This is a genomic window from Acetobacter cibinongensis, from assembly GCF_000963925.1.
GTDB classification, from domain to species: domain Bacteria; phylum Pseudomonadota; class Alphaproteobacteria; order Acetobacterales; family Acetobacteraceae; genus Acetobacter; species Acetobacter cibinongensis.
Genome location: NZ_BAMV01000012.1, coordinates 1 through 13274, shown reverse-complemented (window position 1 = coordinate 13274; position 13274 = coordinate 1). Strand labels below are relative to the sequence as shown.

Annotated in this window: 12 protein-coding genes and 1 tRNA gene; 5 read left to right on the top strand and 8 right to left on the bottom strand. The window is 56.0% G+C overall.

Features of this window, described 5'->3' with window-relative positions:
• The first annotated feature begins 23 nt into the window (after nt 1-23).
• Entirely contained in the window at nt 24-878 is an 855-nt protein-coding gene (gene cysE / locus Abci_RS07815; RefSeq protein WP_048838609.1) for a serine O-acetyltransferase, read from the top strand.
• A 170-nt stretch (nt 879-1048) separates the two neighbouring features.
• Here the strand turns inward: cysE and groL are convergent, their stop codons facing one another.
• Both groL and groES read right to left on the bottom strand, forming a co-directional pair.
• On the bottom strand, nt 1049-2689 hold the full coding sequence (groL, locus tag Abci_RS07810; RefSeq protein WP_048838608.1) for a chaperonin GroEL: 1641 nt from the start codon (nt 2687-2689) through the stop codon (nt 1049-1051).
• Between the two features lie 54 nt (nt 2690-2743).
• On the bottom strand, nt 2744-3037 hold the full coding sequence (groES, locus tag Abci_RS07805) for a co-chaperone GroES (RefSeq protein ID WP_048838607.1): 294 nt from the start codon (nt 3035-3037) through the stop codon (nt 2744-2746).
• 212 nt (nt 3038-3249) lie between these two features.
• On the opposite strand from groES, the gene Abci_RS07800 reads away from it, so the two are divergent.
• Both Abci_RS07800 and Abci_RS07795 read left to right on the top strand, forming a co-directional pair.
• Nucleotides 3250-3915, top strand: coding sequence for a dienelactone hydrolase family protein (locus tag Abci_RS07800; protein WP_048838606.1), 666 nt, complete (start codon nt 3250-3252; stop codon nt 3913-3915).
• A 126-nt stretch (nt 3916-4041) separates the two neighbouring features.
• Complete coding sequence (locus Abci_RS07795) at nt 4042-4245, top strand: cold-shock protein (RefSeq protein ID WP_048838605.1); 204 nt, start codon at nt 4042-4044, stop codon at nt 4243-4245.
• Nucleotides 4246-4345: 100 nt separating this feature from the next.
• Here Abci_RS07795 and Abci_RS07790 read toward each other — a convergent pair whose 3' ends face one another.
• The gene (locus Abci_RS07790; protein ID WP_048838604.1) at nt 4346-7345 is read right to left on the bottom strand and encodes an ATP-dependent DNA helicase; all 3000 of its coding nucleotides are present in this window, start codon (nt 7343-7345) and stop codon (nt 4346-4348) included.
• A gap of 153 nt (nt 7346-7498) precedes the next feature.
• Here Abci_RS07790 and Abci_RS07785 point away from each other — a divergent pair, with 153 nt between their 5' ends.
• Entirely contained in the window at nt 7499-8563 is a 1065-nt protein-coding gene (locus Abci_RS07785) for an NAD(P)-dependent alcohol dehydrogenase (RefSeq protein WP_048838603.1), read from the top strand.
• A gap of 81 nt (nt 8564-8644) precedes the next feature.
• On the opposite strand, the gene Abci_RS07780 is transcribed toward Abci_RS07785, so the two are convergent.
• Nucleotides 8645-9472, bottom strand: coding sequence for an inositol monophosphatase family protein (locus tag Abci_RS07780; protein ID WP_084597584.1), 828 nt, complete (start codon nt 9470-9472; stop codon nt 8645-8647).
• Nucleotides 9473-9512: 40 nt separating this feature from the next.
• A complete protein-coding gene (gene efp / locus Abci_RS07775; RefSeq protein WP_048838601.1) occupies nt 9513-10079 on the bottom strand; it encodes an elongation factor P in 567 nt (188 codons plus the stop codon).
• A 157-nt stretch (nt 10080-10236) separates the two neighbouring features.
• Here efp and Abci_RS07770 point away from each other — a divergent pair.
• A tRNA-Ser gene (locus Abci_RS07770) sits at nt 10237-10326 on the top strand.
• 279 nt (nt 10327-10605) lie between these two features.
• On the opposite strand, the gene Abci_RS07765 is transcribed toward Abci_RS07770, so the two are convergent.
• The 3 genes from Abci_RS07765 to Abci_RS07755 form a co-directional block, all read right to left on the bottom strand.
• The gene (locus tag Abci_RS07765; protein WP_048838600.1) at nt 10606-11418 is read right to left on the bottom strand and encodes a hypothetical protein; all 813 of its coding nucleotides are present in this window, start codon (nt 11416-11418) and stop codon (nt 10606-10608) included.
• Nucleotides 11415-12113 carry a hypothetical protein gene (locus Abci_RS07760; protein WP_146806977.1) on the bottom strand — a complete coding sequence of 233 codons (699 nt, stop codon included), beginning with the start codon at nt 12111-12113 and terminating at the stop codon, nt 11415-11417. The genes Abci_RS07765 and Abci_RS07760 overlap by 4 nt, the downstream gene beginning before the upstream one ends.
• Nucleotides 12114-12287: 174 nt before the next feature.
• The coding region (locus Abci_RS07755; protein WP_048838599.1) for a DUF927 domain-containing protein at nt 12288-13274 on the bottom strand (987 nt) is incomplete at its 5' end.

Below are 13274 nucleotides of genomic sequence, written 5' to 3'. Positions count from 1 at the left end.
GTATTTTTCAAAGAGGGTTGCTTATGCAAAAAGCACAAACGCTCCCGGTGCAATCACGCCATTTCGATGCAGATAGTGCTTTGTGCGCCTCACAACTTTCCGTGTTGTGGGAGCAAATGGCCACTCAGGCCTGCGTTTGTCATGACCCTCTTGTGAAAGGGCTACTGGCAACCGGTATTCGTAGCCATTCTGACTTTGCATCTGCGTTGGCGGCGCTGATCGGCCGCAAACTTGGTGATCGCTCTGTGGCGGCAGATGCCCTGACGGAACTGGTGTCTGAAGGGTTCGAGGCACAACCGGAAATAGTCTATGCTTCGGCAGCAGATATGGTGGCCATTCGTGAGCGTGACCCTGCCTGCCCAGACTATGTTACGCCGTTTTTGTTCTTTAAAGGCTTTCACGCTGTGCAAAGCTACCGCGTAGCGCACTGGTTATGGAAAGCCGGACGGCGACACCTGGCCCTGCATTTGCAGAGCCGTGCATCAGAACTCTTTGGCGTTGATATTCACCCCGCAGCCCGGTTGGGCCGGAGAATCCTGTTTGACCACGGGACCGGCATTGTGGTGGGTGAGACGTGTATTATTGAGGATGATGTGTCCATTCTGCAGGGTGTTACCCTGGGCGGGACAGGCAAGCATACCGGAGACCGTCACCCCAAAGTTTGCAGAGGGGTGTTGATTGGTGCCGGAGCCAAGGTTCTGGGCAACATTACCTTGGGCGAGGGCGCTAAAGTGGGGGCGGGCTCTATTGTGCTGGAAGCCGTGCCTCCCTTTACAACGGTCGTCGGTAACCCAGCCCGAAAGGTTGGCACACGGCACACGGGAATGCCCGCTTTGACCATGGACCAGATGCTGCCGCCAATAGATTACATTATTTGACGAATAAAGGGGTGAAAGAGAGGCTCTCTCCTCTTTAATTCTGTCAGAGCCGTTCTATCCCACAAACAAAAAAGGCGAGGCTCCCGAAGGAGCACTCGCCTTTTTTGCGCTTCCCGCCTGCAAGGAAAGGCCACCGTAATGGCCCCTCCCGGCAGGGTAGGGAAATGGACTTAGAAGTCCATGCCGCCCATGCCACCCATGTCTGGGCCACCAGCAGGAGCTGCTTTCTTTTCAGGACGTTCAGCAACCATGGCTTCGGTCGTGATCAGCAGGCCAGCAACAGAAGCTGCGTCCTGCAGAGCCGTACGGACAACCTTGGTCGGGTCGATAATACCAGCATCAACCAGGTTTTTGTATTCGCCAGCCTGTGCATCGAAACCGAATGCATAGTCTTTGGATTCAAGAACCTTGTTAGCGATAACCGCACCGTCTTCACCAGCATTGTGTGCAATCTGGCGCAGCGGAGCCTGAAGAGCCTTGCGGATGATGTCACCACCAACGCGCTGGTCATCGTTAGCAAATTCAAGACCGCTAAGGTTTGCAGAAGCGCGGGCAAGAGCCGTACCACCGCCAGGAACAATGCCTTCTTCAACAGCAGCGCGGGTAGCGTGCAGGGCATCGTCAACGCGGTCTTTGCGTTCTTTCACTTCAACTTCCGTAGAACCACCAACGCGGATCACGGCAACACCGCCAGCCAGTTTGGCCAGACGTTCCTGCAGTTTTTCGCGGTCGTAGTCAGACGTTGTTTCTTCGATCTGAGCGCGGATCTGCTTGCAACGACCTTTAATGTCATCGCCTTCACCAGCACCGTCAACAATGGTGGTGTTTTCTTTGTCGATACGGACTTTTTTAGCCGTGCCGAGCATTGGCAGCGTAACGGTTTCCAGTTTGATGCCCAGATCTTCGCTGATAACCTGACCACCGGTCAGGATAGCGATGTCTTCCAGCATGGCTTTACGACGGTCACCAAAGCCAGGAGCCTTAACAGCAGCAATTTTCAGGCCACCGCGCAGTTTGTTGACAACCAGAGTTGCCAGCGCTTCGCCATCAACGTCTTCTGCAATGATCAGCAGCGGACGACCGGACTGAACAACAGATTCCAGCAGAGGCAGCATGGGCTGAAGAGAAGACAGCTTCTTTTCATGGATCAGGATGTAAGGGTTTTCCAGATCAGCCGTCATCTTCTCCGTGTTGGTCACGAAGTAAGGAGAGATGTAGCCACGGTCGAACTGCATGCCTTCAACCACGTCCAGCTCGGTCTGGAAGTGCTTGGCTTCTTCAACGGTGATTACGCCTTCGGAGCCAACTTTCTGCATGGCTTCGGAGATCATCTGGCCGATTTCGGCTTCACCGTTAGCAGAGATCGTACCAACCTGAGCTGTTTCAGCAGGTGTGGTGATCTTTTTGGTGTTTTTTTTCAGCTCTTCGACAACAGCAGCGACAGCTTTGTCGATACCGCGTTTCAGGTCCATCGGGTTCATGCCAGCAGCAACGGCCTTGTGGCCTTCGCGTACGATAGCCTGAGCCAGAACGGTTGCAGTGGTCGTGCCGTCACCAGCGATATCGTTGGTTTTGGAAGCCACTTCGCGCAGCATCTGTGCGCCCATGTTTTCGAACTTGTCAGCCAGTTCGATTTCTTTGGCAACAGAAACGCCGTCTTTGGTGATGCGAGGCGCACCAAAGCTCTTGTCGAGCACCACGTTACGGCCTTTAGGGCCGAGCGTTACTTTTACAGCGTCAGCCAGAATGTCGACACCGCGCAGCATACGCTGGCGAGCGTCACCACCAAATTTTACGTCCTTGGCAGCCATGGAATTTCTCCTGAAAGGATCAGTTAAGTATGGAAAAGCGGATCAGCGCGTCACTCAGGCAGAAATAATGCCCAGAATGTCGCTTTCTTTCATGATCAGCAGGTCTTCACCGTCGATCTTCACTTCCGTGCCGGACCATTTGCCGAACAGGATGGTGTCGCCAGCTTTAACGTCCAGGGCAACAATCTGGCCCTGTTCGTTGCGCGCACCCGGACCAACAGCAACCACTTTGCCTTCCATAGGCTTTTCTTTGGCTGTGTCAGGAATAATGATGCCGCCGATTGTCTTTTCTTCGCTTTCGAGACGACGAACGACTACTCGGTCGTGTAAAGGACGAAACTTCGTCATTATGGATCGCTCCACATTTCTTTTGCTGCGGTGGCGCCCTTGTATTGGAAGCGACACCACCTGCTTTTACCGCGCGTCACAAACGCCGCGTTGCGTTAGCACTCCCACCCCGGGAGTGCTAGAATAGGAGATAGGTTTGTCCTCCCGCAGTGTCAAGAAACGTGGAAAACTTTCTTTAAGGTGTCATTTTTCCGCAGAAGGAGTCGCAGAACATGGGCCAGATTATTACCCTGACCGCACAGGATGGTCATCGCTTCTCAGCATATGAAGCAGGGCAGCAAAACCCCTACGCTCTTGTGGTGCTACAGGAGATATTTGGCGTAAATGACCATATCCGCGCTGTGTGCGATGAGTTTGCTGCGCAGGGTTTTCATGTCATTGCGCCGGCGCTCTTTGACCGTGCCGCACCAGATACCGTTTTAGGGTACGATAGAGCCGGTGTTGACGCAGGGATTGCCCTCCGCGCCCAGATCCCGCTTGAAAAAACTTTGCTCGATCTGACGGCATCAGCCTTGGCCCTGAAGCATAAAAAAATAGGCATTATTGGTTACTGCTGGGGCGGAACGCTCGCGTGGGAAGCTGCATGTAAACTAGACATATTTACCGCTGCTGTTGGGTGGTACGGGGCAGGCATTGCGGCCGCCCGCAACCAGACTCCCAACTGCCCGGTAGAGCTGCATTTTGGCGGGGAAGACCATAGTATTCCTCATATGGACGTGACCGCCATACGGGACGCCCAGCCAGGTATTGAAATTTTTGTGTATGATGACGCCCAGCACGGATTTGGTTGTGCTGCCCGGCCGTCTTTCAACCCGGATGCCTATGCTCTTGCGCAGCAGCGCAGCATTGCGTTTTTGGAGTCCCATTTACGGGTTTGAAATTTTTTAATCCGGCCTCACGATGGCATTTTGATTGACATTCACTCTGCATCGTGACCGGATAGGGTGTCCTGTAGCCGGTCATATGGTTGTCCGGCAGGAGATTATCAGGGAAGTTACCCGCCTATGCCTACCGGTACAGTCAAATGGTTTAATGCCACCAAAGGTTTTGGTTTCATCGCTCCGGACGATGGTGGTAAAGATGTTTTCGTGCATATCACAGCTGTGCAAGCCGCAGGCCTGCGTGGACTGAACGAAAACGAAAAGATTGCTTACGAGCTCGTGACAGAGCGCGGTAAAGTTGCCGCTACAGAACTCAAACCTCTGTAAGGTTTGCTGCGGAAACAGGGTTCTGTAAGCGCCCTGTTCATGCATAAAAAGGCGCTGTTGGCTCATGCACGGGTTGGCTAGCGCTCTTTTTTAGTGTGACCTACTCAGACGTGCCGGGTGGTCTTAGAAAATTTTCTATTTCTTTTGCTGTGTCCGCCAAGCCAAGACGCCGCACCTCTGCCCCCGGTGGAAATGCCGAGAGCAACCGTGATGGTGTGCGCCGGTCCAGCAGCACAAAAACGCCCCGGTCAGATTGACTACGGATCAGGCGTCCAAAAGCCTGCCGCAATTTAAGACGTGCTATCCGGTCATCATAACCCGTTGTATCTCCACCAGACAGGTGAATGCGCCGCTCCCGGTGTAGAATGTCCGGCCGAGGCCATGGCACCCTTTCAAACACCACTAGTCTAAGCGCATTACCGGGTACATCCACACCATCCCGCATGGCATCTGTGCCAAGCAGGCAGGCATGTTCCTCTGTCCGGAAAATATCGACCAGTGTCGTGTTGTCCATGGCATCAACATGCTGGGCATACAGGGGCAGGCCGCTCTCCTCCAAGGCGGGAGCAATGCGCTGATGCACCCCGCGCAGGCGCGAAATAGCAGTAAACAGCCCCAATGCTCCCCCACCGGATGCCTGAAACAGGGTACGGTAGGCTGCCGCCAGATCCGTTATGCTGTTATGGTCCAGATCATTCACAATAAAGGTGCGTGTCTGGCTAGCATAGTCAAACGGGCTGGTCAGGCTTGCCCTGAGTGCTGGCACGGGAAAATGGCACACGCCTGTTCGGGCTTCAGCCGCTTCCCACGCACGCTCAGAGTCTTCAGCCGCCTGTTCTTGCTGTGTTGTATCTGGGCTTACTGGTCCGGGCGCCGAGTCCGACCTATCGCGCAGGGTGGCGGATGTAATCAGCATTCCTTGCGCAGGCATGGCCATAACGCTTGCAAAGGGGACGGTCGGGTCCAGCCAGTGCCGGTGCAGCCCTACATCATATTCCCCCATTTTTTGCCGCTCGCGTCGGTCAAGGCGTAGAAAATGAATGTGGGTTGGGGTTGTGCCAGGTTCCGGGGGCTGCTCCAGCGCTTCCAGCATTGAAATCCAGGCGTCCAGACGGGTGATGGCACGGCGGCGCAAGGCGCGGACCATGGCTTCAATCCGCCCGCGGGTGACACTGTCCAACGCTTCGGCTTCGTCCTGCAAGCGCGCATGGAGCCGCTCGGCCAATGTGCGTAATGGGTCTGCAAGGCGGTGCAGGGCACGGGCCAGCGCGAGCCCTGAGGCAGGCAGATCCGGCAATAACGGGTGGAGGTCACATTCCAGCGCGCCATACACATGGTCAGCGCGGCTGCGTTCGTGACTGCGTGCCAGAATTTGTTGGCGCAATAGTTTAAGGAAGTCTTCGGTCGGGTTGGTCAGGACCGGTTCTATGGCAGGTGTGACATGGGGGAACAACGCGTTCTCTTCGGCCTCATCTGGAGGGGGAGGAGGTGCGTGTTCTTCTTCCTCTTCCGCAGCAAGGCGGCTGGACCAGCCAGGAGCTGGTAAGGCATGCGCCGCCATAAGCGCTGCATCCAGCGGGGTTTCCAGTTTGGGTATCCCCACAACCAGATCATCCAAGCGCCGTTTCAGTCCGCGCGCGCGGGAGCGGCGTCCTTCTGCACCCAAAAGCCACCGGCGCAGTTCCGCCGCTTCCAACCCGGATAATTCAGCAGAAAATGCCCCATCGGCGGCATCAGCCAGATGGTGGCCTTCATCAAACACATAACGGGATGGGGTGCTGTCTTCCTCTGTATCGTCAGGTGTGTCGCCCATGGCACTTTGTGCGTAGGCGGCCTGAGCCATCACAAGAGCATGGTTGGCAATGACCAGATCAGCCTCGCGGGCCCTGCGGATGGTATGCTCCACAAAGCAGCGCTGATAATGCGGGCAGGCTCCGTGAATACATTCGCCACGGCGGTCCGCAACGCCTGCAATATTCCCCTGACCAAACAGGTCTCCAAACCAGCCCGGAAGGTCTCCGCCAGTCAGGTCTCCATCAGCGGTGCTGCGTGCCCAATGGGCAAGCATGGCCAGAGCTATCGTAACCCCTGCGGGGCGGGAGCCTGATGTGTTGACGGCCTCCTCCATATTCAGGAGGCACATGTAATTTTCGCGCCCTTTGCGCAGCACGACATGGCGGCGGCGTATGGCGTCATCTGGAAACAGTCTATGAGTTTCCTGCTCAATCTGGCGTTGCAGGTGCCGTGTATAGGTGCTGACCCACACACTGCCACCATTGCGCTCCGCCCATACACTGGCGGGGGCAATATAGCCCAGTGTTTTACCGGTTCCGGTTCCGGCTTCAGCAAGGACGATGGCGGGGTTGCCGCGCATGGAGCGGGGTTCGAAGGCAGCGGTGGACACACTGGCAAAATCGGCCTGACCAGCCCGACTTTCTGCACCATCGCCCAACATTTGTGTCAGCCGGGTACGCGCTTCCGCTGCTGTAATGGGGTGAGAGGCCGGGGCCGGGCGCGGCGCCACATCTTCCCACTTTGGCAAAATGCGCCATATCCTTAGCGCATCACCCGGCTGCATGGCCTCCTCCGGTAGTCTCCCTTGCGGGTTGAGCTTTTCATGCAGGCTCAGGGTTTCCGCTACCGTGCCTGCCCATGGCCAACCTGCCTGCCCAAGACGTATGGTCAAGGCGGCCAGAAATTCTGCTTGGGGTAAAGTTTTCTGGCGGGCCAGTTCTGCCAACATAAGCGAGACAAGCAGGGGCAGCAGGTCGGCTTCCGCAGCGCCTATGCGGTCTTCTTCAACCCCAAGTGCAAGCGCTAACCCTCTTGGTGTAGGGGCGACCGTGCGGGCCGGGTAGACGAACGCAAACAGTTCCAGCACATCCAGCCAAGGGCACGGCTGGCCCGGTGGCGACAGGCCAAGGCGGCGAGCAAAGGCGGGGGCATGAACCACCAGCGGGACTGGCATGGTGTGCAGGCGCTCACGCACATCCGCCGCTGAGAGGGTTAGAAATTCACCGTCCTCTGTCAGCAGGGAAAACCCGCGATGATGCGCGGTAAGAGCGGGCGCATCATGCGCAGAAGGGAAGGTGGACTGCATTGAACCATCACCTTACGCAACTTGATGCCCCGGAGCCAGAGGCTAATCTGGCGGGCAGGGAAGGGTTGCTGCCAGAAAACATCATTGGTTCTGACGCGCAGGGCAGGTTACGAAAGAGGAAATCCTGAGCAAAGAGCTATATAAGGAGTCTTCATGTTTTCTTGCGTAGGCTATGGGGCAGCAAGTGCTACAGCCCCTCTCAAACCACTCACATTTGAGCGGCGTGAATGTGGCCCTGACGATGTGCAGATTGACATTACACATTGCGGGGTTTGTCATTCTGACATCCACACAGTGCGGAGCGAGTGGGGGGAAAGCCTGTATCCCTGCGTGCCGGGGCACGAAATTATAGGACGCGTGGTTAAAACAGGAGCCGCCGTTACCCGGTTCAAGGTTGGCGACTGTGTGGGTGTTGGCTGCATGGTTGATTCGTGCCGCCACTGTGACTCCTGCACGGCAGGGCTTGAGCAGTATTGTGATGCTAATCCAGTATGGACTTACAATAGCCCGGATGCTGCGTTCCCCAAGGAAGGCGCATACACATTCGGGGGCTATTCTCGCAGCATAGTGGTGACGGAACACTTCGTTCTTAAAGTGCCGGAAACATTGGACCCTGCTGCTGCAGCGCCCTTGCTGTGTGCAGGTATTACAACATGGTCACCCCTTGCACATTGGAAGGTGGGCAAAGGCCACAAGGTTGGCGTGGTTGGGTTGGGCGGCCTTGGCCATATGGCTGTGAAATTTGCGGTGGCATTAGGGGCGGAGGTCACACTCTTTACAACCTCCCCCAGCAAGGTGGAGGACGGAAAACGTCTGGGAGCCCATCGTGTTGTTATTTCCAAAAATGCAGAAGCCATGGCGGCGGAAAGCAACCGTTTTGACTTTATTCTTGATGCTGTCTCGGCAGATCATGATGTGAATGCCTATCTGGCGTTGCTACGGCAGGATGGGCACATGGTTCTAGTCGGTTTGCCAGAAAAGCCCATGTCAGTGGGCGCATTTGCTCTGGTTGGCAAGCGGCGCAGCCTTGCTGGGTCTGCCATCGGGGGTATTAAGGAAACACAGGAGATGCTGGATTTCTGTGGCGAGCATAATATTACCGCAGACATTGAAATGATCCGCATGGACCAGATTAACGAGGCTTACGAACGTGTCCTTCGGTCAGATGTCAAATATCGTTTTGTGATTGATATGGAGAGCCTGCCCAAGGCCGTATAAGGGCAACAAATTTCACTAAAAAAGACCGCCCTTTTGTGCAAAGGGGCGGCCTTTTTCATAGTCAGTCAGAAGGGCGTAAAATTACGCTTCCTTGCTGCTTTCTGCGACAATTTCCAGCAGCTTGCTGTACTGGTGCCCGTTCCCGGCAACAATCACAACATCATCTGGCAGATCATCAAGGTCCTGGCCGTCAGGGTCTGTTGCCTGACCACCTGCTTCACGCAGGATTAGGATGCCAGCGGCACAATCCCACGGTTTGATGCCAAATTCCCAGTATCCTTCGTAACGGCCAGCAGCAACCCAAGCCAGATCGAGTGCGGCAGAGCCAAAACGGCGGATGCCAGCAACCTTGGGCATCAGGTTGCCCATAACGCGGGCGAAGGGCAGGCGCTGACGGGCCGGAACTTTTGCAAACGGAATGCCGGTTGCAAAAACAGACTCGTGCATGTCCCGCCGGGCGGAAACACGAATACGGCGTTCGTTCAGAAATGCGCCGGTCCCTTTTTCAGCCCAGAACATTTCACCTGCAGCCGGGTTATAGACAACGGCAGCCGCAAGTTCGATCTTGCCATCCGGCAGCCGACGCTGAAGACCAATGGAAATGGCCCAGTGCGGAATGCCATGCAGGAAGTTGGTTGTGCCGTCCAGCGGGTCTACAATCCAGCGCCAGGTCCAGTTATCGCCCCCAGAGGCACCGGACTCTTCCATCAGGAAGGCGTAACCGGGGCGCGCGCGCTCCAGTTCTTCACGCAGGGTTTGTTCTGCGCGAAGGTCTGCCTGAGAGACAAAGTCACCTGGCCCTTTGATGCTTACCTGAAGCTGCTCGACTTCATTAAAATCGCGCAGGAGACGCTTGGCTGCCTTCTGGGCGGCGCTTTGCATCACCATCATGACGGGGGAGAGTCGAATGGCCACTGTGTTTTGTCCTGTCTGGAAAGCTTGGTAAAAATTAGTCTTTGGCGCGTTCTACGTAAGAGCCGTCTTCTGTTCTGACGACAATCCGTTCGCCCGCTTCAACAAACGGGGGCACCATGGTTTTTACACCATTGGAGAGCTTTGCTGGCTTGTAGGAGGAGCTGGCGGTCTGGCCTTTTACCACCGGGTCAGCCTCAACAACTTCCAGGGTAACATGCGGCGGCAGGTCCACGCCTACCGGGTCGCCTTCAACCAGATGAAGGTTGATGGTCATGTTGTCCTGAATGAACGGTGCCTGATCGCCCAACAGATCAACAGGGATCATGCGCTGTTCAAACGTTTCCGGGTCCATCAGCACAAGGGACTCACCGTCAGTGTAGGAATACAGGTATTCCTTGTCTTCGGTCATCAGTCGCTCAACGCTGTCGGCCGTACGCCACCGCTCGTTGGTTTTGTTGCCGGTCTTGAGGTCACGCATTTCAACTTGAATGAATGCGCCGCCCTTGCCTGGGGTGATAATCTGCTGTTTCAGCACCGTCCAGCGACGGCCATCATGCTCGATAACCTGCCCGGCCCGGATCAGGTTTGCCTGCTGTTTCATAACGCGTCCCTGAATGGATGGATGTTAGAGACCGGGGTTCTACAACTCCAACCCCACAAGAGCAAGCGCAACGGGCCGGAAATAGAGAATCACTTTTCTGTCTTGCCCCGCTAGACAGACGATAAAAGGCGTGGTTATAAGGCCTCAACCTGATGCAGGAAGGGTGGCCGAGTGGTTGAAGGCTCCAGTCTTGAAAACTGGCGTGCGGGGAACCGTACCGTGGGTTCGAATCCCACCCCTTCCGCCATCAGGTGATAAATTCCCCAATAAAAACAATTAGTTATCTATAAAGATAAAATACTTACCCCCCTTATTACCCCTCTTAAAGTTATTGCTAGGCTTTTAGGGGATAGAATGGAGGGAAGGGCACTTGGCGCATATTCTCTATATTGATATAGAAAAAACGAATAAATGCGGACGCCTATCCAATCGCCTTTTTAGGTCGGGACACTCTTATTCATAGACACATAAAAAAAAGGGGCCTTCCTTGTGAGAAGACCCCATCATATTTAGTTGTGGTTTCTATTCAGTCTCCCAAGACTTTCCGGCCCGTCAGCCTGAACCAGTGCCGTATGCCAGCATCCAGAACGGCCCCTGTCTTCTGCTCTATTTCTGCGGGGCTGCTCTTTTGCTCCGTCCACGCTTCCGTTCCGGCCTCAAGGGCTGCGGTCAGGCCCCGCTGGAATATTTCGTCAGTGCTACCTTTCGCGCTGTGGTAATCCGCCACTATCACGCCTAGGCGCTCGGGTGTGACCTCAGATGCTCCGGGTCCGCGCTGTTCCCCGGCATAAAGTTCTGTCAGCTTGGCGCAAGCGGCTTCTGTGGCTGCGCGTAGGTGCTTTTTCACATCCTGTGGTTGCATTGCTGTCTGCTCTCGCATCTTGGCAAATAGCATGGCCAGCCTGCCTGTCACGCCTTCAATGGCAATGCCAAGAGGTAGTCCCGCCTCATGGGCGAGTATGGCGGCCGCGCGGCCCATACCCGGCACGTTCACCCAGCCTTGCCCGTCTTTCTCCATCCGGTCGCCTTCATCCAAAGCGGCATAAGCGCGGTCGGCGGCAACCTCGGCATTACCCTCCAGCACGCGCCCATCCTTTACCGGCCAATCGTATATGGCTGATAGGCGCTGGCAGAACTGGCGGCCGTGAAGGTCCGACATTTCACACGCAAGCGGGCAATCCGTACCATCCTTAAATACAACGGAGGGCAGGAAGGCGGCTTGGTTGTCTTTGTCCAGAACTGGGCGCATCCACAGGCAGCGCACGGCCTGTGGGGCCAGCGTGGCTGGGTCAGCGATGATGCCAGGAATGGCAGAGGCGGTGGTGTAAGGAGTGCTCATGCTGTGGCGTCCAATGTGTTCTGGGAGTGCGGTGTGATGGTAGCTATGCCATTAGGCGCGGGGTGACAGACTGAGCACGTCCACCCTTCTGATGTGTCGCCAACCTTCCGCCACCAATGCGTGAAGCCGCACAGGGAGCAGGGGCCGCCGCCTGTCATCCGGTTGTCTTTTTTTGCAGGTCTTGCGCTTACAAAGTAACGCGGGTGCGGGTCGCTCCGGTCATGGGGATATGGCGCCATAAAACGACACTGCTTCTCGTTCCATTCCCATCCCCGCTCTTTAAGCCAGCGTGGATCTGGGTCTCCGAAGATGTACAGTTTGCCGGTTTCTGGGTCGCGCCGTATTCCTGACTGCTCGCAATGCTTGGCAGGTAATGACTCCGGTTGTGGTGGCCCTAAGGTTACTTCCTGCTCGCAGTCTGCGCTAGCTTGTGCGGTCAGATGCTCAATGATCTGCTCACGGCCAGCTTTCAGCAGTTCCAGAAGGTCTGGCGTGATTGCTGCCTTATTGCCCCGTATGACTGGCTGGCTGTCCTTCAAGACAATCTCGCATTCCAGCCACTCCAATTCCTTAATCAGAGCGGCGGCATTTATGCCTGCGGATGGATGGTTGCTCGGTGCTGATGGTAAGCCAGAAGCATCTGCCTGCTTGTCTTCGGCCCATTCCATCAATGTGGATATAGCCTTACTCACCATGCTCAGGCCCTCCGGGTATTGTAAAAAATGGTCGTGACAGTCGTGACGGTCGTGACGGGCACGAAAAATGGCGGTTCCCCAACCTTTTCTGAGGTGTCATGCTGTCACGACCTGTCATGAGTGAAGTCGTGACGGTCGTGACACTTGGGGGTAATGCCGCCTTTGAGGGGCGCTTCATGCTGCTTCCCCCTCCATTATGGACCCAGAGACAACCAGCACGCGGAGCCTCCCTTCTTTGGGTATCCTTCGCACAACGGACTGGTTTTTTCCGTCTCCGGGTAAAAGATACCCAGCCTCAAGAAGAACCTTGGCCACGCGGGTTGGATCAATCCCTTTGCAAACCTCTTGCCGCCACGTCTTGGGAAGGAACAGATATTCCCACTGATTGCCTTCTGGTGTGTCTGCCAGACGCCGGAAACCAGCGCGGAGGTTGGTGCGGACGTGTGGGTTTTCCACATCTCCACTTTCCCCACCCAGAAGGGTAAACCGGCTTTCCCCATGCTGTTCTATGAAGGCCCGGACTTGCTCTATCGCTTCCCGGTCCTCTGCAGCATCGGTTCCCCCGCGCTCGCTCAACCATGACTGGAAGCAGGTCTTTGCCGCTTGTGTCGCTTCGCCATGGCCCCATGGTAGCACGCCATAGGCCGTGGCCAGTTCACCAGCAGCGGACACCAGGCCGAAGCGGCGCACGACCGAGCGTACTTGCCCGGCTACAGGGGCAGAAGAGGGCAGGCAGTCTTTTTCAAAACTATCCACCAGCCTTTTTATACTCTCGGTCAGTCCGGCCTCATCTTCGTCCCGGTCTTTGACCAGATCATCCAGATAGGCACGGCTTGCTGTTCCGTAGTAGGTACGGGCCGCCCTGCGGATATGGTCAGCCAGCTCGCCACCGGAAGAAAAGCCATGCAGGGCTTCAAACATTCCCAGCCCAGCCCCGGCATCAGCCTGCACACTAACAAGGCGAACCTCCTGTCCCGCCATGGCGCGGCGGCCAGCTTCCCCCATTTTTGTCGCAAGTGTCACCTCGCCAGTGGAGATAAACGAGGAACGCCACGTCTTGGCGGGGCGGGCCTCGCCATTGCGGCCCGCCCGTTGCTTGCCGGTATTGTTGGCGAGCATGTAGGTGATATTGAACTGCCCCGGGTTTACCGGAGAGTAAAA